This window comes from Psychrobacter sp. NPDC077938 (assembly GCF_044542635.1).
GTDB lineage: Bacteria > Pseudomonadota > Gammaproteobacteria > Pseudomonadales > Moraxellaceae > Psychrobacter.
On the sequence record NZ_JBITUW010000001.1, the window covers coordinates 284,244 to 308,667 of the forward strand.

A 24,424-nucleotide genomic window follows, 5' to 3' on the forward strand; every position below is an offset into this window, starting at 1 on the left:
GGGTAACGAAGCTAACAGGTAACGAACAATTTCTAACATTGAAATGGTTCGTTTTCGCTACTATAACCCTCATATGCTAAACGCATCATTAAGAACAAGTAAATGACATCAGCGAAAAGCTTTGGAGAGCACTATGAAAATGATAACTAAAATTGCGACTACCCTACCAGTCCTTGCCCTATTGAGCGCTTGTGCCACTACCGCACCAACTACCCCAGATGCAACTGATACGCCAGTTCCAGAAAAAGTAACCGCCGCCTATGATCGTATGGCACCAGCACCATACACCTGTACCGATGACAGCAAAATCATGGCAAAGCAATCTATCAATAAAGAACAAGTGATGCTCAACGCTACCTTGCCAAAAGTAAAATGGGCCGAGCAGCCAATTATTCTAAACGGTAAAGTGAAAGGCGAAGTCGCAAGCTATGTAAATGATTCAAACCCAGAAGTCGTCTATGCATGGCACATGAAAGGTGACAAAGGTATCTTTGCGATGAAGTGGGCTGACGGTAAAGAATACCAAGTAAACTGCCAAATCTAACCAGTTATAGATATGCTCATATCGTAATAGACAAATAGTCGTAATAGACAAATAGTCGTAATAGACAAAAAGCAGTCATTATATGGTGGCTGCTTTTTTATGCGTGTTCGTTTGATATTTTTATAGAAATGGCTATAAAAATCAGTATCGGATAGATAGTTGTATAGTCAGTTCAATATAATTTCGATACAAGGAAACTGAGTACAAGTTATACATTAGTATGCTTAGCGAGGTTAACGCTGTCATTCTTTTATAGAGGATTAGACTATATCAAAACTTGCCATCTGATGTATTTCGCTAGAGAAGCACAAAGAAAGCTGTCAAAATAGCAGGTAGAGCAAATCAATCATGATCAACAATCAAAAGGGTAACTCGATGGCAAAGCGTCTGATAAGTATGATGGTAATTGCAACGGCAAGCATGTGGACGCTGACAGGCTGCGACAATGCTACCGATTCTGTCGATGCCACTGAGCAAACTGCGGAGACAGCAACAGACCCATCTGCAGCGACAGCCGATACCATTGACTGGTCACTGGTAGATAGCGGTGCAAAGCCTGCTGACCCTACCAACTATAAGTATCCGTTTGCCATCGATAGTCAAAACGTCCGAGACTATGCAGATTACTTCAAAGTGGACGCTGCGACTGCTCAGCATAATCTAACAGTGAGCATGGCAAGCAACGAAGCACTATCGAAAGCATTAGATCAACTCAGCGAAACCTATGTCTCACACGAGCTAACCGATGGTAATGAAATGACGCTTATCATCCATACCACGCCTGATGTCGCTGCCAGTCGCTATGACTATGTACTGTCTGATGACTTTGCTAAAGGACTGGTGCTGCCTATCGTGATTCAGCCAGATGGTAAGAAAGGTGATGTGAAAGCGCATGGTGAGATGGCGGAGTAATTTAATTTGTAGAGTGCGCTGGGCACACCCTACTCAAAAATGTGCAAAATGCTTACTCTTGCGCGAATGAATAAAGTAACCGTAACTCTCTACTAAAGCAAAAGACGAAAACTGTACGCGAGGGACGAGCGCCGAGTAAACCATTAAAGAAAAACGGCTCATGACCCGTATATTTGTCCACTATTAAAGCAAGCGATGCTGAGGCCATGCTTTTAAATCTTTATCTTTTGCTCTTACGCTAGGGACGAGCGTGTTATTAAAGTATGACCTAACCAGAAAACCCCCTCTAAGGGATTTTCACTTGCGAACCTAAAATTGCAGTGCAATTTTTTAACGGTTCTCATCCCCAACCATCATCAAAAACTCTTCCTCAGCCACAATTTTGACGCCGAGTTTTTCCGCTTTGGTCAGTTTAGAGCCAGCCTTGTCCCCTGCCAGTAGCGCAGTGGTTTTTGCCGAGATGCTACCTGAGACTTTTGCACCTAGCGCTTGTAGTTTGGCTTTGGCTTCATCACGCGCCATGCTATCGAGCGCACCTGTAATGACCCATGTTTGCCCATCAAGCGGTAGTCCTTCTGAGGCGACCTGCTCAACCTTATCCCAATAGACACCAGCTTCAAGCAATGAATTAATGACTTCGATATTGTGCGGGGCACGGAAGAACTTATAGGTCAGCTCGGCAGTGATTTCTCCGACATCTGGGGTTTTTATCAAAGTCTCAATACTGGCTGCCATCAGACTATCTAAGTCACCAAACTGCTGAGCAAAGTTCTGCGCCGTACCTTCACCGACACCGCGTATACCAAGTGCATAGATAAAGCGAGCCAATGTCGTATGCTTGCTGGCTTCGATAGCGTTGATGATATTTTGTACCGATTTTTCACCCAGTTTCTCAAAGGTGACCATCTCATCTGCATGATTGTGCAACTGATAGATATCAGCGACCGTTTTGACCAGACCATGCTCAAAGAAGCTAATGAGCCAACTGGCACCAAGCCCATCGATATCCATGGCACGGCGTGAGACAAAATGAATAAGCGCTTCCTGCTGCTGAGCTGGGCAAAATAGTCCACCCGTACAGCGTGCCAATGCTTCATCTTCAGGCAGCACGACAGGAGAGTCGCAGACAGGGCAAGTAGAAGGTAGCGTTACTGGCATGCTATCAGCTGGGCGCTGATCGTGCCAGACACGAGTGACTTTTGGGATGACATCGCCCGCCCGATGGACGCTGACCGTGTCGCCTGCGCGCACATCTAAACGCTGAATCTCGCCAAAGTTATGCAAAGTGACATTGCTGACAGTGACGCCGCCGACTTTGACAGGTTCGAGCTTACCGACTGGTGTGATTTGACCCGTACGGCCGACTTGCCACTCGATATCGTTGAGACGTGTCATTACCGTTTCGGCAGGGAACTTATAAGCAGTTGCCCAGCGTGGCTCGCGTGATAGGTAGCCAAGCTGCTGCTGTAGAGCAAGGCTATTGACCTTGATGACCATGCCATCGATTTCAAATGGTAGATCGCTACGCCCTTCTATCACTGACTCATAATAGGTCTGCGCGGCGCGTGGATTTGCCACCACTTCTACTGCGCTGACCGTAAATCCAAGCTTGGTAAGCCATGCCAACGCCCCTGACTGAGTGTCGATAGTATCTGGCAAACCTTGATTGACCGAATAGCCATAGAATGCCAGTGGACGACTAGCAGCAATGGCTGGATCTAGCTGACGTAAGCTACCAGCGGCGGCATTGCGTGGATTGGCAAAAGTTTTACCTTCGTTCTCTTCTGCCAATCGATTGAGACGCTCAAACCCTGCCTTTGGCATCAATACTTCACCGCGCACTTCTAACAGCTCGATATCAGCAGCACCGGCTATCCATAGTGGTAAGTTACGAATGGTCTTGGCATTTTGAGTGATGTCTTCACCTGTCTGTCCATCACCGCGCGTGACCGCTTGGACAAATTTGCCGTGTTCATATTTCAGTGAGACCGCCAAACCATCAAGCTTTAGCTCCATCTCGTATTCAGGGTTTTGCTGCGAGTCGCTCAGACGGTCATTGACACGGCGCATAAAGATATGCAATTCGTCATAATCAAAGACGTTGCCCAGTGACAGCATCGGAATGTCATGAGTGACTTGGGTAAAGGCTGATAGCGGCATATCGCCGACTTGATTAATTGGGCTATCAGGCTGCACCAAATCTGGATATTCTTCTTCGATCTCAAGCAACGAGCGGCGTAATTGATCGTACTCGCTGTCTTCTAGAATTGGATTGTCGAGCACATAATAGGCATAGTTATGCGTTTTGATCGCTTCAATAAGCGCACGCATTTTTGAGACAATCTCTGCACTATTATTGGTACTACTGTCGGTCGGACTGGATGTATTAGATGTGGCAGGCGCTTGGTTTTCTACTTGAGTAGATGGGTTTTTAGAATTATTTGATGAGGTAGAGTCAGTCATAGTCGGCGTCTTTTTTGCAATTCAAGATGTCGATATGATAACAAGTTTGTAGGAAGCTCGGTATAGTCAATCCTACATAAATCAGATACTGTGTCAGGCTCGCTCAGTCTACTATCTATGGTTAGCATTTCGCAGAAACTATAGCCCAATAAAAAAGGCAAATAACGTTAAGCGCTATTTGCCTTTTTTATGATTGCTGCTATTAATCAGCTTTTAGCCTTTACACTGCTAGCCCTCATAATCACGGACTTGGTTACGTAGCTGTTGCTTGTATTCAGGCGTGATTGGTTCATTCTCTTCATCCAGCATAATCGCGTCAAGGTCGCTTGCCATCATGTAAGCAATGCTCATCATACTATCAAAGCTGCGTACGGCTTGTGGATGAGGCAATGACAAGAACACCACGACACCGTTATAGGTGTTGGTCGCGACACTATGCGGATCAAACGGCGCGATACCGCTATCAGTGATGCCCATCATGCTAAACCACAACATACCAGTGCCGTCTTTCTGCTCATAGCGATGGAACATATTCATCGCACCATAGCGTAGACCGTATTTATCAATCAATGCTAACAGATCACGACCACGGATAATCGCCGCTGGACGGTCACGATATTGGTGCGGCAAGATGGTAATATTGATATTGTCTTTAGCGTTGATCAATGGGCCGTTTTGCGCATCATCACCTGACTCTGATAGATGCTGATCCAGTATCGGGCTGTTATCATCGAAGCTTGGCTCTTCTACCGTATCAATGGTTGGCATCAGGCTATCGGTCGCTGACATTAGGCTAGAGAACGCATCAGGCTCTTGCTCGATATGCATCTGATCGGCGACTTCTACAAACTCAGCACTATCGGCACGGCGCTGCTCTTCTTGCCAGCGCGCGTAGTCTGCTTCATCGATGACGTCATGGTCGTCAGCTGCTACATGGTCACGCTCAGCCGTTAGTTGCGCGTCAACGTTGGTATGCGCTTGCGTCAATGGCTCTTCTTCAACCACAGCATCCAAGTAGCTACGATCTGGACCGATGCTCGTCTCGCCTGCGACTGTATCATCAAGATCTGGCTGATCGACGATGTTGCGCTCGTGACGCGGTATGATCGGAATACCATTTTTATCATAATTGACCGCAGCAGCTTCGGTAGCACCGCGGCGCTTAAAGCTACGAATGACCATAAACAGCCCTGCGAGCACGATAAACGCGGCAATGGCAATCAATATAAACTGAATAACGGTCATGATAAATACATCCTAGTATATATAACAAAAGGGAATACACAAACGAGCATAAATGGCAATATTCTAGCATGGCTGACCTATATCGTCACCACATTGTGTACTTTATAACCAGTATGCTGGACTGAGGTCAAGCTTATTTGCATTTATGCCAATTGATTGATTATATTTGCATTGCGCTGATTCTCATAGCACTTTTAGTATCGGCTATTTCACGCTTAGCTCTCTACGTAACGCGCGGCTTCATCGAGCGACACACTGACGAGTGTAGAAATGCCCGCACTTGGCATGGTAATACCTTTTAGCTCATCAGCAATTTGCATCGTTAATTTATTATGACTGATAAAGATAAACTGTAAATCATCTGCTAGCTCATGAATGAGACTGGTGAAGCGCGCGACGTTGGCATCATCAAGCGGTGCATCGACCTCATCAAGCACACAGAACGGTGCGGGATGCTGCTTAAATATCGCAAAAATCAAACTCAGCGCGGTAAGGGTTTTTTCACCGCCCGATAGTACCGCTAAGCGACTATTACGTTTTCCCTTTGGCTGCGCCATTAAGGTAAGCCCTGCCCGCCACTGTTCTGACTTTGGCGTATTGGCTGGCATCTCGTCAGTGTTCAACGTCAGGCTAGCTTGTCCACCGCCAAAGACTTTGGCAAATAAATTGGCCAGCTCATTATTGACCGCATCAAGTGTCTGCATAAACAGTGTCTTGGTCGTCTCATCAATAGAGGCAATCGCTTCAGTCAATGTCTGCATACTGGCCGCGATATCTGCCGTCTGCTGTGCGAGTGGCTCTAAGCGCTCGTTTACCTCGGCCAACTCTGCGACCGCTGCCAAATTCACTGGCCCAATCTTGCTCAACTGCTGGGTCAACTTGGCTTGCTCAGATTCAAGCTCAGCGATTTTGTCTGGACGGACGCGGCGATCATGAGCGATAAAATCTGCTAGCAGGTTTGAGACGCTCATGCTTTGTTGCGGTTGCTCTGCTTGCGCTTTATATTTATGACTTACACGGTAGTAGGCATCTAGAGCGCTTTGTGTATGCGCGCTAGCATCCTCTAACCGCGCCGCGCTTAATGCCAGCTCAGTAGCATGACGGGCAAGTTCGTTTTGCTGCGTTTGCAATGTATTTTGCAATGTATCAAATGCTGTCTGCTGCTCAGCGTACGTTTGTTTTAGTGCTGTTAGCGCAGTATCGCGCTCGTTCAATAGCACTTGCTGCTCATCGCGCGTTATTTGGGCAGACTGCAAAGCTGCTTGTAGCTCTGGCAATTTAGCCTGCTGCTGATCGTGACGCGTCTGTAGACTTTGCTCATTCTCTAACGAGTTGTCGTGTTGCTCAGTCGCACGAGCCAGACTACTAACACTATGTTCTAAACGCATCTCGTATTGCTGAATACGCAGCTGCAGTGCTTGCCAAGCATCATCATCAGCTTGACGCGCACGGTTTAGCTCGCTGCGCTCAGCTTGCAGTTGCTGAGTTGTCGCTCGTGCTTCTACTATTTGCGGCGTTAGCGTAGCAATCTCGCTTTCAATGTGCTGTTGTTCTTGCTCAAGGGTTTGTTGCTCTTGCGCCAGTTCTTGCTTTTCCTGCTCAAGCGTTGCTTTATCAGCGTTCAGACGCTGGCTATCCGCTTGCAACCGCTCAGCGTTGGCTCGCTCGGTCGTCAGTTGCTGCTGGTATTTGTGCTTATCACGGGTTAACTGCTCAGCTTGCGCACGCGTTTCTTCCAAGCTAACTAACAATGCATCATAATCGCGCTGGTCTTTTGCAATAGATTTTTGCTGATCTTGTATTTTTATTTCAAACTCATCAAGCAAGTCTTCTAATGCTTGTAACCGCGTACGCTGTTGCAGGCGCTGCGTGAGGAATTGGCTATTGCTATTGTTTTGCTTATCCTGCGCACCAGCGAATTTGCTTAAATTAATCGTCCCATGACGACTGATCAACCAACCATCTACTGTAAGCACAATAGCAGACGGTGGCAATGACCTTAGTACATCAGTAAGTGTATCAACCTCATGCTGCTCACTGGTCTCAAGCTGCCCCGTATATATATAACATTGCTGCCAAAGCGCTAATGTAGGCTGTTTAATCAACTGCGATAATGGCAACACTTTATCAATCAAACTATCTGGCAATTCGCTGACAAAATTATGGTCACTGATGCTATTTTGCACAGTAGGCAACCATAAGCTATGACCCGTCTCTACTAGAGTTTTATCTTTTGCACTGGCAGGCGTATTTTGTGCTGTTTGATAAGTCAGTAAATCTGCAACGTCATGCTCAAGCGCTTGCCATAAGCTATTCGCTCTTTGAGAAACGCCAGTAGCATTATTAACGCTTGATTGCTTGATTTGATTAGCTTGTTGGTTAGCAGCCAGCACATGGCTGTCTAGCCACAACGCCAAGATGTTATCGAGTAGCGGCGCATACTCCTGCCCTTTCGCACTTAGCTCAATCTGCTCACGTAACGTTGTGATGGCTAACGGCTGATTATGTATGCCATCGTTATCTGCATTACCTGTCGCGGTAGATTGAGTCTTTTCCGATTGCTGTTGTGTAGGTTTTGGATGCAATATCTGATGCAGGGTATCGTATTCGCCTGCCAGCAGCGCATGACGCTTTTCATTATCGCTCAGCTCGCTCTGCTGTGCGTTTAGTCTCTGCTGCAAGCTGTGCGCTTGCGGTTGTATCTCGGACAAGCGTTCATCAACGGCTTCGCATTGACGCTCAACTTGCTGCAACTGCGTGCTTAGCTCAGTGACTTGCTGTTCTAGCACTTGACTGAGATTTTGCGCATTATCAGTCTTACTCACATCAGTACTGTCAGATGTAGATGGCGCTATAGACTGCTGTAATTGATGCCACAGGTTTTGCCAGTTTTGCTCGCGGCGTTGCCATTTATCATGACTTTGCTGATGGCGTTTTTGTGCTTGAGTGTTAATGGCCTGTTGCTGCTCAAGCGAACGGGCTTTATCTTGTAAGCGTGACAGATTGTTTTGCGCTTCATGCCACGCGCGTTGTAGTGGCTGCTCATTGCGCTTATAGTTATCGCGTTTATCTGTCAGCTCAGTCAGCTGCGGATGTAACGTTTCTAGCACTTGATTCTGCTCAGCTTGTTCAGCTTTTAGGCGTTCAATATCAGCGAGTGATTGCGCACGCTGTTGAGCCAAGCCAGACAGTTGCTGCTCAATGGCATTTAGCTGTGACTTAGCATCACTTAGCTTATGTTCCGCTTGTTGATAGCCGAGCTGCTGCTGATAGTGAGCGCTTTGGGCATCGTCTTTGAGCCATTGCTCTTGATTAATACGCGCAGTGAGCTTATCTTGCTGAGCTTTGAGCGTGTCGTAATCAGCTTGTAGTGTCGACACCTCAGCAGCACTACGCTCATGCGCTACTTTCTGCTGTTGATGCGTTTGCTTGGCTTGATAAAGCTGCTGGATAGCAAGCTGCTGCTCGATATCAGCTAGTGTTAATGCCAACTCTTCGTAACGCTGCGCACTAGCCGCCTGTTTAGACAGTGTCTTTTGTTGGCGTAATAGCTCGCTTTGCATATCGTGCAGACGTGCTAGGTTGTCTTTTGTTTTCTCTAACTTCTTTTGCGTTTCTTCACGGCGAGCCTGATAGCGCGAGACGCCTGCCGCCTCTTCGATAAACTCACGCAGCTGCACGGGGCTAGACTCAACAATGCGCCCAATCATGCCTTGCTCAATCACCGCATAGCTACGTGCACCCAACCCTGTACCTAAAAACACATCGACCACATCACGGCGACGGCAACGCGTACCATTGATAAAATAATCTGAGCGGCCATCTTTATTTACCTGACGGCGAACCGATAGCTCTTGGTACAAGTTAAACTCGTGGCGAATACCAGTCTGCTCATCTTGGGTATGCTCAAAGGTCAGCTCGACACTGGCGACACTTTTTGCTGTTTTATCTTGCGTACCAGCAAAGATAACATCGCTCATCGCCCCACCGCGTAACTGCTTGGCAGAGGTTTCGCCCAGCACCCAGCGGATGGCATCAATTACATTGGATTTGCCACAGCCGTTCGGCCCGACGATGGCAGTGATGCCATGACGAAAAGTAAAAGTGGTTGGATTGGCAAAGGATTTGAAGCCTGCCAGCTTTAGAGATTTTAAACGCATGAAGAGTCAATAAACTTAGCAAAAACAGGCGGCTATTCTACCTGAAATTGTGCTAGGTTTTTAGGGTTAAACGGCTAAGTGCATAAACGATTTTGATTCAAGGCTTTGATGGAACCCTCGTAGCAGTTTTTGCTCCACTTGGCAGACGCTATTTTCTGCTAAGTAGCGATTATTAAACTCGATAAAGGCTGACCAAGAGATACTTGCCACTTCTAAATGATCGACTATCTCTAACAGCTCTGGTCTTAGCAAATGCTGATACTTCCTTGGCCGTTTATGACACAGAGCCAGCTCCCGATCTACGAGCGTTTGCTTGTTTTGCTTTAGCGCGTCACCACCGATAAATAACAGCAAAAACTTTGCCCCTTTATCGATAAAGCCGTTTGCTAATAAATGCTCGTACATCAAACAATACTTTAGGATTGGGTCTGGGTTTTTCCGACCAGCGAGCTTTAACTCATTCGCTATCAGCACATTCGCCTGATGGTTATAGGCTAGGTTGTCCATATACATTGCTTTTAGCTCTGTACTGTTTTCAAACATACCGCTATTACCATGTGTCGACCATGACCCACTTGGCTCAAAGTTGATAAATTTACGATAAAATAAGTCCAGATAAACATCACTGCACAAACTCAAAAAGATATCGAATTCTTTATTTAGATAGTCTTCAGAAAAGAACGTTACGCGGCGCACGGCTTCTCTCGCATTACAGATACCCATCGTTTGCGTTGAATACGTCTCTAGCTGCTCAGTTTCATTCATTTTTGTATTGAGCTTTTTGATGACTGATTGCTCAATCTCTTCTATATTTTTGTCTTTTAACTCTGGGTGGGCCGCCCACTCAATGATTTGGCGTACGTATTGCTTTTTAGTGATGCCTAAAATACGCTGCGGCTCCCATGCCAAAAACTCTACCATATTAGAGAGACCTGTCGTCCATGATAACTGGTCTTTTAGATGATTCATTGAGCCGAAAACACGGCGGTATTTTTCTGCAGCTTTCATACTAATAATGTCTCACGGTTTGCTTACTAATTTTATAAAAACTCATTATTGCTATAAAACACCCAATCCACTCAACAACAACTGTCCTCCAGCAAATATCAATAATACGCCAAATGCGCGCTTAAGCATCAATGCAGGCAATACGTGAGCAAGCTTGGCACCGACTTTTGCCATGGCAAAGCTCGCCGCTGAGATAAATAGAAACCCAGTAATATGGACAAATCCTATCGTGCCCTCAGGCAGATTGACCACGTCTTGACCGAACCATGCAAACCCTGCCGCCCCTGCCAACGCAATCGGTAGACCACACGCTGCTGAGGTGCCGACCGACTGTTTCATCGGTAACCCTGCCCAGTTCAAAAAAGGTACAGTCAAACTGCCGCCGCCGATACCAAAGATAGATGACGCCATGCCAATACCTGTACCAGCACCAAACTGGATGCCGGCCGATGGTAGCGGTTTACCCACTTGCTCTTTATTAGAAAAGAACAGCATTTTTAGAGCGACCAATAGCGCACCGAAACCAATAATAGCCTGTAGAGCCTGCCCATCAATCATATCTGCGATACCAGCACCGACTAAACTACCAATGACCAATCCCAGCGCCATTTTGCGCCATACTTCCCAGCGGACACCGCCGCGCTTATTATGTGCAGTCAGTGAGCTGATTGAGGTCACTACAATGGTCGCCAGTGAAGTACCGATGGCCAAATGGGTGATCACTTCTGGCGAAAAGTCATAAGCGGTAAAAATCCAGACCAATGCGGGCACGATAATCATGCCACCGCCGACGCCAAACAAGCCCGCGCTAACACCGGCAAACGCGCCTGCAATCACAAACCACACATATAACATCATAGAACGAACCTTTTATAATACTGACTAGCGCTTAGGCGTGCTTAATTGTATTTGCCAAATCTCAGCGTGACCTTTATGCTGTTTACTCGGTACTGTCTGACCGCAACAATCGCTCAGTATATCAAAGTTTCCTTTAACCACATCGACTAAACTTATGCCGCCACTCACTAGTTTTTCTACCTATTTATCCGAGCTAAATCACCGTCATGTGGCTAGTAGCGCCTCGACCAATAGCGAGCTGATAGAAGCCTTGCAAAACGGATCGTTAGATGTCGCCACCGTACACGTTTTGACCGCGGAAACCCAAAGCGCAGGTCGTGGTCAGCACGGACGCTCGTGGCAGTCACCGCGCGGCAATGTCTATCTATCGCTATATCATCCCGTGCATATGCCGATCAGTGGTTTACTATCGCTCATCATTGGTCTTGAACTGGCTAAGATGCCTGTCATTCAAACTTTGAACGAGCAACTACAAGCGCAAAAGATGACGCCAATTGGGGTGAAATGGGCAAATGACTTGGGGTTTTATCCCACTCAAGAGGCTCATCTTGTACCATCGAATAACGCCGCTGCAAATCAGCGTACGCTACCCTTTAATAAACTGGCTGGGATTTTAATAGAGCCAGTGACGAAAGCTGGCAGGTTGGTCGGTGTGGTGCTAGGTATTGGCCTAAACGTACAAGCAGCACCAAAGCTCACCACACAAACGTCTGAGGGTATGAGCTACCAAGCGATTAGCTTACAAGACATTAATGAAAGGCTGCCTTTAGAGACACAATCTGCGCGCCTACCAGACCTACCAATGCTCTATCAACAGATGTGCAAAGCATTGATGGCGGCGATGACACGCTTTGAGCATTTGGGCATAGAGCAGCCAACGGGTCATACTTATTACTTAGATAGTTTTTTGGAGCAGTTCGCGATGATGGATGCGCTATCAGGTCTGCGCTTACGCGTCACGCAAGACTATAATAACGAAGAAAAAGTCGTGACGGGAATCGCTTGCGGTGTCGACACACATGGCTGTTTGCAATTGCGCCAAGATAGCGGTAAGATTTCTACGCTTTTTACTGGACGCATCGACGTTATTTATTAGGCTTAGACAACTATATTGATAAATACCATCATTAACGAGCACTATATAAAGGGACTTTTATGCTCTGGCTTGATCTTGGAAATACCCGCCTAAAATACTGGCTAACCGATGATATCGGACAAATAGTCGCGCATGATGCCAAGCAGCACCTGCAAGCGCCTGCCGAATTACTTATGGGTCTGACAGATCGTTTTGAGCGTTATGCGCCTGACTTTATTGGTATCTCATCAGTATTAGGCGACAACCTCAATGCCAAAGTATCAGAGACACTCAGTCGTTTGAATATTCCGTTTGAGTTTGTCCATGTCGATGCAGCGCACGCACTGATGAAAAGTGCTTACAATGATCAGCAGCTCGGCTGTGATCGCTGGCTACAGATGCTCGGTGCGGTCGATAAGAAAAAACGCCAGTGTGTAATTGGTTGCGGTACAGCGGTAACCATTGATTTGATTGATCATGCTGAGCATTTGGGCGGTTATATTTTCCCCAGTATCTATCTACAGCGCGAGTCCCTGTTCTCTGGTACTAAGCAGATTACCATCTCGAACGGTACTTTTGATAGCGTCAGTCAAGGCTTAACCACTCAAGACGCGGTGCATCGCGGTATTTTGCTCTCTATCGTCGGCGCGATTAATGAAATTAGCCATCGTCACCCTAATTTTGAATTGATTATGACAGGCGGAGATGCAGCTATTATTTCGCAGCACGTTAATCGCCCAGTACGCTTACGTGATGATTTATTATTAAACGGTTTGGCAAGATACTTTGATTATCGTAACAAGTCTTAACCGCTTATAGATAATTCGGTTTAACGTTGACACAAAAAAAGCAGCACGTTTTGAACGTGCTGCTTTTTTATTTTATATTAGAAAATAGCTAAGGCGTCATTAGCTACTTCTTATTTGGTCTCGTTAAACAGCTCGCGACCGACTAGCATACGACGAATTTCACTGGTACCTGCGCCAATTTCATACAGCTTGGCATCGCGCCAGTAGCGACCGAGTGGATACTCATTGGTATAGCCATTACCGCCAAATATTTGAATACCTTCACCTGCCATCCATGTGGCTTTTTCGGCACACCATAGAATCACACTGGCGCAATCTTTGCGCACTTCTCGACTATGACCAGCACCGCGCGCGTCCAACATATCGAGGTTTTTACCAACGGTATATAAGAAGCTACGACCGGCTTGTAGTATCGTATACATGTCCGCAACTTTACCTTGGATAAGCTGGAACTCACCGATCGCTTGACCAAACTGTTTACGGTCATGGATATAAGGCACGACATTGTCCATCACTGCTTGCATGATACCGATAGGACCTGCAGCTAACACGGCGCGCTCATAGTCTAGGCCACTCATCAGCACCTTGACGCCTTCATTGAGACCGCCCAAGATATTTTCGCTTGGTACTTTTACATTATTAAAAGTCATCTCACCAGTATGGCTACCGCGCATGCCGAGCTTGTCTAGCTTTTGTGCGGTACCAAAGCCTTCCATACCTTTTTCAACGATAAAGGCCGTCATGCCTTTAGCACCTAATTCAGGATTGGTCTTCGCATAAACCACCATCACGTCAGCATCAGGACCATTGGTGATCCACATTTTGCTACCGTTCAACACATAGCTGCCGTCTTTTTCTTCTGCTTTGAGCTTCATACTGACGACGTCTGAGCCAGCGCCTGTCTCACTCATGGCCAGTGCACCGATGAATTCACCGCTGATTAGCTTTGGCAGATATTTCTGCTTTTGTTCTTCAGAACCATTACGTTTGATTTGGTTGATACATAGATTAGAGTGTGCACCATAGCTCAGTGCTACCGATGCCGAAGCTCGGCTAATCTCTTCCATCGCGACCATATGTGCGACGTAGCCCATGTTAGAGCCGCCGTATTCTTCAGGAACGGTAATACCATGTAGACCGAGGTCACCCATCTTTTGCCATAAATCCATTGGGAACTCATCGCTGCTATCAATCTCAGCAGCACGTGGGGCGATCTCATTTGCCGCAAACTGCTGCACGACATCGCGTAGGGCATCAATATCTTCGCCAAGTTGAAAATTTAATCCAGGTAAACTCATAACTATTCCTTGTGTATAAATATTTTTAATCTTCAAATTTAAATCTGTTTTTAAAGCCGATGTAGCTGTATTTTTGCTACCGTTTTTAATGTCATAGTCAACTTAATGTGAAACTGTGGCAAGGCAACCGAGTGTAGATGTATATCGAATACTTCAAACGAGGTTAACGCTGGCATACTTCTATAGTGGGTTGACTATCTACTTAAGATTGACGCTTACTGATTAGAGCACGTGCTACATTTGAGCCGTTAGGACGCTTTAAGAACTCGCTGATACGCTCACCTGCCACGACCAACTTATCCAAATCAATACCTGTACTGATACCTATGCCATGCAGCATATACACCACATCTTCGGTCGCGACATTGCCCGTTGCGCCTTTAGCATAAGGACAACCGCCAAGACCAGCGACGGAAGTATCAAACTCACTGACACCCATTTGTAGTGCGGCTAGCGTATTGCTCAATGCTTGACCATAAGTGTCATGAAAATGACCCGATAGCATAGAAATATCAGCATACTCAAGTGCAGCTTGCAACGCTCGTTGTACTTTGAGCGGCGTACCCACACCGATGGTATCGGCAATGCCAATCTGCTCTGAGCCAATCTCTATCAGACGCTTGGTGACATAAGCTACTTGGCTGGGGTCAATTTCGCCTTCATAGGGACAACCAACCGTACAAGAGATAACGCCACGTACTTTTATACCCTGAGCTTTTGCTGCCGCAGCCACTAGTGCAAAACGTTCGATACTCTCATCGATACTACAGTTAATGTTTTTTTGGCTAAAGGTTTCGCTGGCTGAGCCAAAGATGACGATCTCATCAGGACGATGCAAAATAGCATTTTCGAAGCCACGCATATTGGGTACGAGTACCGAGTAACAAACGTCCGTCTGCCGCGTCGGCGCTAGCGCATCAAGTAGTGCGCTGTTATCGCCCATTTGTGGCACCCACTTTGGCGAAACAAAACTGGTCGCTTCCAATTTTTTGACACCCGCCGCAATTAAATCATTAATGAGCGTTTGCTTAACCTCAGTCGGCACCGTCATGGATTCGTTTTGTAGTCCATCACGCGGACTGACATCAACGATGGTGACATGGCTTGGATACGAATGGCTCATACTTGTCGTCCTTTTTGTTATTTGCGCTTTATGAGGCTTTTTTATTAAGCTACGTCAGCTATGCGCTTTCGCTATCGATACGCAATAGCTCATCACCATCAGCGACCAAATCACCTGCTGCAAATAACAGTTCTGCTACCACACCATCCGTCGGTGCCGTAATGGTATGTTCGATTTTCATAGCTTCGATGACGGCAAGTGGCTCGCCTTTTTTGACCGTGTCACCTACCGCAACTTTGAATGCAACCACTTGTCCTGGCATTGGCGATTTTAAACTACCAACCGCTGCTGTGTCTTCGCCCACATGTGCCATTACGTCGACAAGCGTAATTTCATCGCGTCCACTATCCGTGAATATGTAGACTGTCTCGTTATTCACCCAGCTTTGGGCACTGATACGTGCACCCTCTAACCATAAGGTATGATTGTGCGCGTCACTGCTATCATAGTTGACCTCACCTTCATAAACCGTTTCGGTCTGAGCCGCTACATTGATATTGCTATCATCCTGCGTATTTACGATTTCTTTACCAATGACGAGCGTAAAACTACTGAGATTATCGCCGCCTTTTTTGCTATCAGTACAACTTGCATTATGCCAATTACTGATATGAGCGCTATAAGTCTGCTCATCATAAACCAAGCTAAATGAACGATTATAATCGCTGTAAGCACGGAAACCCGTTGGCTTGCTAAACGGATCTGAGCCATGCGTGTTCGCTTCACTCGCAAGCTGCTGCGTAATAGCTGTCACCACAAGCGTCGATAATTCAAGAGGATGCTGATCAAAAAGCTTGTCCTGCTCGCGCTCTATCAATGCGGTATCAAGATTGGCTTTGCTAAATGAATCGGTATTTAAAATATAACGCAAAAATGCCACGTTGTTTGGCAGACCAACGATACGCGTCTGTGCCAATGCACGATCTAGTCTCGCCAAAGCTTGTTCGCGCGTAGGAGCATGGACGATAAGCTTGGCAATCATAGAGTCGTAAAAAGGACTGATCACATCTCCCTCACGTACGCCATCATCGATACGTACATCGGTAATGTTAAAGGTACTATGCTCAGGCTTTTGATAAGTGAATAAAGTGCCTGTCGCTGGCAAGAAATTGTTGTCAGGGTTTTCAGCACAGATACGCGCTTCAATTGCATGACCATTGATAGCCAAATCATCTTGTGTTTTTGGTAATGGCTGACCCGCTGCAACCAACAGCTGCCACTCGACCAAATCGACACCAGTAATCGCTTCACTAACGGGATGCTCAACTTGCAAACGCGTATTCATTTCCATGAAATAAAAATTCATAGAGTCTTCGCGCTGCTCAACGATGAATTCAACCGTACCTGCACCCACGTAATCGACAGCACGTGCTGCTTCGATTGCCGCTGTGCCCATCGCTTCACGCATGGCAGTATCGACACCGGGCGCTGGCGCTTCCTCTAATACTTTTTGATGGCGACGCTGTACTGAGCAATCACGCTCAAATAGATGCACATAATTACCATGCGTATCACCGAATACTTGGATTTCGATATGACGTGGTTTTAGTGCGTATTTTTCGACCAACACTTGATCATTGCCAAAACTGGTAATCGCTTCACGGCGACATGAATCTAACAGGTCAATAAAATCGCTGCTCTTTTCAACGATACGCATGCCTTTGCCGCCGCCACCTGCACTCGCTTTAATCAAGACAGGATAGCCAATACTATCGGCCTGCTGCTGCAAAAACTGCGCATCTTGATTGTCACCATGATATCCCGGTATCAACGGCACGCCAGCCGACTCCATCAAGCGCTTAGACTCAGACTTGCCGCCCATAGCACGGATAGCTTCCGCCGATGGACCGATAAATACTAGACCAGCATCTTGGCAAGCCTGTGCAAAGTCTGCATTTTCACTCAAAAACCCATATCCTGGATGGATTGCTTGGGCGCCCGTTTCAAGCGCTATCGCAATAATAGCATCGCCTTTTAGATAACTGTCTTTCGGTGCCGAACCACCCAAATAGATGGCTTCATCACAGACAGCCACATGTTTGGCCTCACGATCCGCATCAGAATAAACAGCAACGGTACTGACGCCAAGACGCTTAGCAGTCGCGGCCACTCGGCAAGCAATTTCACCACGGTTGGCGATTAGAATTTTAGAAAACATAACTATCCCTGTGTCTTGTCGTTATTATTTGACGTCTTGTCTATTTGCCCATTTGCCTATCATTGTTCTACTACTAGTTAGTCTGCCATTAGCCAATCAGGTTTACGCTTTTGCAAAAATGCTTGCACGCCCTCTTTACCCTGCTCTGATGAGCGGATATCAGCGATACCTTTGACCGTGTCAGCAATAAGCTCATCTGTAATAGGTGCACCAGCGACATCATGTAGTAGTTGCTTGCAGGTTTTTACCGCGTCAGGGCTGTTCTTAACTACTTTATTACAGAACGCAGCCACTTCATCGCCTAGCCACTCTTCGCTAACACGCTCATGGATAAAGCCAAGCTGACGCGCCTTTTTGGCATCAAATACTTCAGCACTTAAAAAATAACGCTGCGATGCTCTAGCGCCTAGCGCTCGGATAACATAAGGACTGATAGTGGCAGGTGCCAACCCTAAACGCACTTCACTGAGGCAGAAATTAGCAATCTTAACGGCGATAGCCACATCACAAACAGCAACTAAACCCATGCCACCTGCGTATACATCACCTTGAATAGCCGCAACTGTTGGCTTAGGACATTCATAAATAGTCTTAAGCATTTGCGCCAATTTATCAGCATCCGCTAGATTCTCTTCATAGCTATAATCCGCCATGGCACGCATCCAATTAAGGTCAGCACCTGCGCAAAATGCCTTGCCAGCAGCCGCTAGCACAATGACACGTACCTCATCATCAGCACCAAGCGTATTGAACGCATCGGTTAGCTCAGCAATCATTTCATCGTTAAAGGCATTACGTATCTCGGGACGATTCAATGTCACTGTCGCCACATGCTGCTCCACTTTAACCAGTAGGCTTTTATAATTTTTATCACTGTCTTTTTGCATTATTTTCTCTTTTGTAAAAACTTATCCATTGAATATGAAAGCGGTTTCTCGACTTCAAACTTACCAAACTCATTATCAAATGTTGTCCATGCGCGAGTTAAATATCCACGATTACGAAAAAAAGGATGAATCCATATCCAGCATAACTTCCATTTACCATGATTTTTTTCAAATAGACACCCACCAAAACATCTAGTAGGCATTGGTTTAAACTCATCAACGCATAGATCCATAGCACTCTCCGTGAACAAGAAACCTATACAATTACTTTTATGACTATCCGCTTCATACTGAATATGATCAAAACGCATTTCATTTTTAAAATATCTTGCATGTTTTTCTAGCTCTGTCCTTTTTTCTAACTCAGTGTCTGGTAAAACTTTAAATAAGAAACTGCCATTGAGAGGTTCATCAAATACCGTTAAATCGATTGTAAATTTATCTGACATTGAGGCTTCCTTGAAAATTTAATATAAGAACAGCTCTAATGTATAAAATATATCAGACAAAGTAGATGTTTTTATTTATGAAATAGAGCAAATAACTCCTACATTCTAAAGACACCAAACGTCGTCTCTTCAATTGGTGCGTTATAAGCCGCGCTTAGTCCTAACGCCAATACATTACGGGTATCAGCAGGATCAATTACGCCATCATCCCACATGCGCGCGGTAGCATAATACGGATGACCTTGCTCTTCGTACATTTCACGTATTGGCGCTTTAAATGCGGCTTCGTCTTCATCACTCCACGCTTCGCCTTTGCGATCAAAGTTATCACGTTTGACCGTTGCCAGTACTGACGCTGCTTGCTCACCGCCCATGACAGAGATACGAGCATTTGGCCACATCCATAAGAAGCGCGGGCTGTAAGCGCGGCCACACATACCGTAGTTACCAGCGCCGAACGAGCCACCGACGATAACGGTGAACTTTGGCACTTTTGCATTAGCCACAGCCATTACCATCTTGGCACCATGACGAGCGATACCTTCGTTCTCGTATTTGCGGCCAACCATAAAGCCAGTGATATTCTGGAGGAATACTAATGGGATTTTGCGTTTACAGCACAGCTCAATGAAGTGCGTACCTTTCTGCGCTGATTCACTGAACAAGATACCGTTGTTAGCAATAATACCAACAGGCATCCCTTCGATATGAGCAAATCCACAGACCAACGTCGTACCAAAGCGTGCTTTAAATTCATCAAAAGCACTGTCATCAACGATACGGGCGATAATTTCTCTGATATCAAATGGCTTGCGCTTGTCCGTTGGAATCACGCCGTACAATTCTTTAGCGTCATAACGTGGCGGACGCGGTGTGATTTGGTTGGGAATATTTTTTGTAGGGCGATTGAGATGACTGACGATGTTACGGGCAATCGATAGTGCATGAGTATCGTTTTGCGCTAGATGATCGACCACGCCTGATAGACGGGTATGTACATCACCGCCACCTAAGTCTTCTGCCGTGACCTCTTCACCCGTCGCTGCTTTTACCAGTGGCGGACCACCCAAAAAGATCGTACCTTGCTCTTTGACGATAATAGATTCATCGCTCATGGCAGGCACATACGCACCGCCAGCCGTACAGCTACCCATGACCACAGCAATCTGCGGAATACCTGCCGCACTGAGATTGGCTTGATTAAAAAAGATACGTCCGAAATGCTCTTTATCAGGGAACACATCATCTTGGTTCGGTAAATTAGCCCCACCTGAATCAACCAGATAAACGCATGGTAGATGGTTTTCTTGCGCAATTTCTTGGGCACGTAGATGCTTTTTGACCGTCATTGGGTAGTACGTGCCGCCTTTTACCGTGGCATCGTTACAGACAATCATACACTCGATACCATTGATACGGCCGATACCAGCAATCACGCCAGCCGCCGGAATCTCTTCGCCATACATATCATGTGCAGCCATCGGCGCCACTTCTAGGAACGGCGTGCCTACATCCAATAAACGCTCGACGCGCTCACGTGGTAACAGCTTACCACGCGCTAGATGCTTGGCTCGTGCGCGCTCTGAGCCACCTTGGGCAACTTTACGCAAGTGTACATACAAGTCATCGACTATCTCTTGCATCGCGGCACTGTTTTGCTGAAAATCGCTTGAGTTTGGACTCAGTTTACTGGTTATGATAGCGCTCATGATATCCCTTTTTTTCTTATACATAGATAGATACGTAGATGTGAGTAGCTTTTTATATAAATGATACTAACTGCTATTTTTAAGCGTTGCTCACATATAGTCGATTCAATTCAAAAGTAGTACAAGGCAACCGAGTGCAGATGTATGTGTGATACTTCAAGCGAGGTTAACGCTGTAATACTTTTATAGTGAAATGAATATGGTTAGTCTTTTATTTTTTAGAGCAGATAAGCAAGCTTACTACAAACCCAACTCTTCTTTCATTTGCTCAATGATTTTATATTTTTGAATTTTGCCAGTGATGGTCATTGGATATTCAGTCACAAAGCGATAGTAAGTCGGCACTTTATAGTGAGCGATATGCTCGCTACAGAACTCGCGTACTTCTTGTTCAGTTAAGCAGCCAGGTTCTTTTGGAATAATCCACGCTGCCAGCACTTCACCATAACGCTCATCTGGTATACCCACGATTTGTACATCACGAATCTTTGGGTGACGATAGAGGTAATTTTCAATTTCTACTGGATAGATATTTTCGCCGCCGCGAATCACCATGTCTTTACTACGGCCGACGATTTTTACGTAGCCATCTTCATCCATTGTGGCCAAGTCACCCGTATGCATCCAGCCATCTTGGATGGCCTCACGCGTTTTAAAACGACTGCCCCAATAGCCTTTCATTACTGAATAGCCTCGTGTAAGCAACTCACCTGTCTCACCTAACGGGACAATTTCACCTGTTTCTGTATCGACGACTTTGACCTCAAGCGCAGGCTGCACCAGTCCTACTGTCGAGACCTGTTTATCAAGTGGTGTGTGCTCATTGGTCTGGCAAGATACAGGACTGGTCTCTGTCATACCATAAGCAATAGTGACTTCGCTCATATGCATCTTATCGATGACACGGCGCATGACCTCAATCGGACAGCTAGAGCCAGCCATGATGCCAGTACGTAAGGTAGACAAATCAAAATTTTCAAATTCAGGATGGTCAAGCTCGGCGATAAACATCGTTGGCACGCCGTGTAGACCTGTACACTTCTCTTCTTCGACTGCCTGTAAGACGGTCAATGGCTCAAAGCCGTCGTTTGGATATACGATACAACCGCCATGCGTGAGAATCGCTAGATTACCAAGCACCATACCAAAGCAATGATACAGAGGTACTGGAATACACAGCCTATCCTCTTCAGTGAGGTTCATGGCCTCACCGATGAAATAGCCATTATTTAAGATATTGCGATGACTTAAGGTTGCACCTTTTGGTGTACCTGTCGTACCACTGGTGAACTGTACATTGATAGCATCGGTGTTTTTAAGCTGGGCTTGACGCTCGGCAACACGCGGATCATTGGCATCGCCCTCGCTCATCCACGCAGAGAATTTTTGCATAAAACCAAATGTCTCGTCCGACTCTGGCTCATCAATCCAGATGATGCGCTCAATCGTCGGAATCTCAACCAAATCAAGCTGAGTGTAGTCTTTGTGGTAAATCTCAGGACATAGCTCACGAATTAAACTGGCATAGTCACTGGTTTTGAAATGACGCATCAGTACGAGCGCTGAGCAGCCCAGTTTATTTAAAGCATATTGCAATTCAAAGGTGCGGTAGGCAGGATTGATATTAACGAGGATAACGCCGACTTTTGCCGTGGCTAACTGCATGAGTAACCATTCAGCATTATTGTGTGACCAAATGCCGATGCGATCGCCAATCTCTAATCCCATTTCAATCATGCTACTGGCTAGCTGGTTCACTTGATGCTGTAGCTCACGATATGTCCAACGGATATTTTGATGGCGGACGACCAGTGCTTCGCGCTCAGGATATTTGGAAACAATAGCATCAAAAAAGTCACCGATTGTCGCTTCAATCAGCGGTACATCAGGACCTTTATCATAGCTTTGAGTAAGTGGTGCATTGGCTGAGCGTGCGCCCATATTGATACTAGGAATATTGTTTAAAATAGTATCGAAGTCAACGCGAGTCGAATCGAAATCAGGAGTTTGAGTCATAACGAGTCCTTTCGTTTTACTTTTTATAGTATTTATAAATAGCACTTATTAATAGCCTGCGTGCAAACCTTCTTCCTTGGGCAGGTCTTACATAGCATTCAGCTACTATAACGCCATCAATGAAAGCCTGTCAACAATATCAATACAGTATGTATCATTTAATTAGTCAGTCTGCGTTTCTACTTAGTAAAAGGTAGCATAGAATCATGGCAAATATTTGACACAAAAAAGCCAGCCACATCATAAATAATGGGCTGGCTCAATCATCAATACTGTCGTTTAACAAAGTCCTCTGGCAAGCATCTAATAAAGGACATCACTTATAAATGATAATCCTATATTTTTTTCAAAAAATGGTATTGTAATCGTTATGCCTTAGGAACTGCAGGCGCTTTAATCGTTACTGTTGCGCTAACGGCTTCATTATCATCGAGCAAATCCATGACTAGCTCATCACCACTCTCAGTCTTCACTTGCCAGTTGCCCGCTGCTTGCGGTACGCCTGTCACCATCACAGAGATGGCTTTGTTTTTTAGGCGAATCATCGGCGGCTTATGATCATAGCCACTATGTTCATGACCTAAAATATCGTCAGCGATAGTCGCAGCCTGCGCGCGTAATGGCGCAACATAACGACAAGCAACCCCGTTGATAGACATACAGTCGCCGATGGCATAGATATTCGCTGCATTGGTACGCAACGTCGCCGCATCCACCACGATACCTGTACGGCGATCGAATTCCACACCAGCCGCCGCAGGTAATTGCTCATCGACTGTCAGACCTGTACTGGCAATCACATGATCTACAATCAATGGTTCAAGCGGCTGAGTATCAGTATTATCTGTATCCGATGATAACGGTGCATAGTCCACTTGTAGTTTCTCGCCATCTTCGCTGTCATTGTTATTAACACGAGCGACAGCTGATACTTGATAACCACCTAAGAATTGAATGCCCTGCGACTCGATTGCTTTGGCTATACGTGCGGTCGCTTTGGCTGGTAGCATCTGTGAAAGCGGTGCATCATTTAAATCAATAAGCGTTACTTTATGACCAGCTTTAAGTAGGTCTTCTGCGATTTCTGTACCCACCATACCAGCACCGACGATCGCAACATGTTGGCTACCTGTTGCTAGCTCTTCTTGTAGCTGACTAAAACGCTCAATGTGATTGACATGCCAGACCAAATCTTGCGGCAGACTTTTAGGGAAGATAGGATGCGCGCCCATCGCTAGTACCATTTTCTCATAGCCGATAGTCGTCAGTGTGTCATCTGACTGCGTAGTAGAGCGCACCTGTACAGTTTGGCTCACTGGATCGATATCTGTCACTTGCGTATTGGCTAGCAACGTCACTTCTGCTGTCTTAGCCGCTTCGCTACCAGATGCCCGTACCAAATCTGATGCTCGTTTGTTTTGGCTGATTGCCATCGTCAACATCGGCTTATGATAACGGTCGCCACTATCGGCCGTGATTAATGTGATTGGAATTTCTGTGTCTTTGGCACGAATGGCATCAATGACATGCCAGCCTGCCAGTCCTGCACCAATAATGACGACACCTTTTTTTGATGCTGTACTCGATGCTACAGATAAGTTCTCTACGCTCATACAAACTCCAATATGGTTTATGAATTATTTTAATTATCAAAAATATTGACCGCTATTGTATCAGTAAACAGCCATTCACTCACCTATCTAACAATTC

The 24,424-nt window shown here is 45.9% G+C and carries 17 protein-coding genes; 4 read left to right on the forward strand and 13 right to left on the reverse strand.

The annotated features are described in order from the left end of the window. The first annotated feature begins 133 nt into the window (after positions 1-133). Together ACIGBM_RS01260 and ACIGBM_RS01265 are read left to right on the forward strand one after the other, a co-directional pair. Positions 134-544, forward strand: a complete 411-nt coding sequence (locus ACIGBM_RS01260) for a hypothetical protein (protein ID WP_134292608.1) — start codon at positions 134-136, stop codon at positions 542-544. 348 nt (positions 545-892) lie between these two features. Next, on the forward strand, positions 893-1,456 hold the full coding sequence (locus ACIGBM_RS01265; RefSeq protein WP_397476502.1) for a hypothetical protein: 564 nt from the start codon (positions 893-895) through the stop codon (positions 1,454-1,456). 330 nt (positions 1,457-1,786) lie between these two features. Here the strand turns inward: ACIGBM_RS01265 and ligA are convergent, their stop codons facing one another. The 5 genes from ligA to ACIGBM_RS01290 form a co-directional block, all read right to left on the reverse strand. Further along, the gene (ligA, locus tag ACIGBM_RS01270; RefSeq protein WP_397476770.1) at positions 1,787-3,787 is read right to left on the reverse strand and encodes an NAD-dependent DNA ligase LigA; all 2,001 of its coding nucleotides are present in this window, start codon (positions 3,785-3,787) and stop codon (positions 1,787-1,789) included. A gap of 360 nt (positions 3,788-4,147) precedes the next feature. Then, positions 4,148-5,164: a cell division protein ZipA C-terminal FtsZ-binding domain-containing protein gene (locus tag ACIGBM_RS01275; protein WP_397476503.1), complete on the reverse strand. Its 1,017-nt coding sequence runs from the start codon at positions 5,162-5,164 to the stop codon at positions 4,148-4,150. Between the two features lie 215 nt (positions 5,165-5,379). After that, complete coding sequence (locus ACIGBM_RS01280) at positions 5,380-9,324, reverse strand: AAA family ATPase (RefSeq protein WP_397476504.1); 3,945 nt, start codon at positions 9,322-9,324, stop codon at positions 5,380-5,382. Between the two features lie 66 nt (positions 9,325-9,390). Beyond that, positions 9,391-10,332 carry a hypothetical protein gene (locus tag ACIGBM_RS01285; RefSeq protein ID WP_397476505.1) on the reverse strand — a complete coding sequence of 314 codons (942 nt, stop codon included), beginning with the start codon at positions 10,330-10,332 and terminating at the stop codon, positions 9,391-9,393. Between the two features lie 51 nt (positions 10,333-10,383). Beyond that, a complete protein-coding gene (locus ACIGBM_RS01290) occupies positions 10,384-11,187 on the reverse strand; it encodes a sulfite exporter TauE/SafE family protein (protein ID WP_397476771.1) in 804 nt (267 codons plus the stop codon). 157 nt (positions 11,188-11,344) lie between these two features. On the opposite strand from ACIGBM_RS01290, the gene ACIGBM_RS01295 reads away from it, so the two are divergent. Beyond that, the gene (locus ACIGBM_RS01295; protein WP_191114703.1) at positions 11,345-12,286 is read left to right on the forward strand and encodes a biotin--[acetyl-CoA-carboxylase] ligase; all 942 of its coding nucleotides are present in this window, start codon (positions 11,345-11,347) and stop codon (positions 12,284-12,286) included. 59 nt (positions 12,287-12,345) lie between these two features. After that, positions 12,346-13,074, forward strand: a complete 729-nt coding sequence (locus ACIGBM_RS01300; protein WP_101205592.1) for a pantothenate kinase — start codon at positions 12,346-12,348, stop codon at positions 13,072-13,074. A 110-nt stretch (positions 13,075-13,184) separates the two neighbouring features. On the opposite strand, the gene ACIGBM_RS01305 is transcribed toward ACIGBM_RS01300, so the two are convergent. The 8 genes from ACIGBM_RS01305 to ACIGBM_RS01340 all read right to left on the reverse strand — a co-directional run bounded on the left by ACIGBM_RS01305 (position 13,185) and on the right by ACIGBM_RS01340 (position 24,327). Continuing rightward, a complete protein-coding gene (locus ACIGBM_RS01305; RefSeq protein WP_102091661.1) occupies positions 13,185-14,372 on the reverse strand; it encodes an isovaleryl-CoA dehydrogenase in 1,188 nt (395 codons plus the stop codon). 202 nt (positions 14,373-14,574) lie between these two features. Further along, positions 14,575-15,495: a hydroxymethylglutaryl-CoA lyase gene (locus ACIGBM_RS01310; RefSeq protein WP_397476506.1), complete on the reverse strand. Its 921-nt coding sequence runs from the start codon at positions 15,493-15,495 to the stop codon at positions 14,575-14,577. Between the two features lie 58 nt (positions 15,496-15,553). Further along, positions 15,554-17,653 (reverse strand): acetyl/propionyl/methylcrotonyl-CoA carboxylase subunit alpha, encoded by a 2,100-nt coding sequence (locus tag ACIGBM_RS01315; protein ID WP_397476507.1) that lies wholly within the window; start codon positions 17,651-17,653, stop codon positions 15,554-15,556. A 77-nt stretch (positions 17,654-17,730) separates the two neighbouring features. After that, positions 17,731-18,540, reverse strand: coding sequence for an enoyl-CoA hydratase/isomerase family protein (locus tag ACIGBM_RS01320; RefSeq protein ID WP_397476508.1), 810 nt, complete (start codon positions 18,538-18,540; stop codon positions 17,731-17,733). Further along, positions 18,540-18,989 (reverse strand): hypothetical protein, encoded by a 450-nt coding sequence (locus ACIGBM_RS01325; RefSeq protein WP_397476509.1) that lies wholly within the window; start codon positions 18,987-18,989, stop codon positions 18,540-18,542. Before ACIGBM_RS01325 ends, ACIGBM_RS01320 begins: the two co-directional genes overlap by 1 nt. Before the next feature lie 98 nt (positions 18,990-19,087). Further along, positions 19,088-20,698 carry a carboxyl transferase domain-containing protein gene (locus tag ACIGBM_RS01330; protein WP_057758338.1) on the reverse strand — a complete coding sequence of 537 codons (1,611 nt, stop codon included), beginning with the start codon at positions 20,696-20,698 and terminating at the stop codon, positions 19,088-19,090. A gap of 240 nt (positions 20,699-20,938) precedes the next feature. Further along, a complete protein-coding gene (locus tag ACIGBM_RS01335) occupies positions 20,939-22,714 on the reverse strand; it encodes an AMP-binding protein (protein ID WP_397476510.1) in 1,776 nt (591 codons plus the stop codon). A 368-nt stretch (positions 22,715-23,082) separates the two neighbouring features. After that, on the reverse strand, positions 23,083-24,327 hold the full coding sequence (locus tag ACIGBM_RS01340) for an FAD-dependent oxidoreductase (protein WP_397476511.1): 1,245 nt from the start codon (positions 24,325-24,327) through the stop codon (positions 23,083-23,085). Positions 24,328-24,424: the final 97 nt, after the last annotated feature.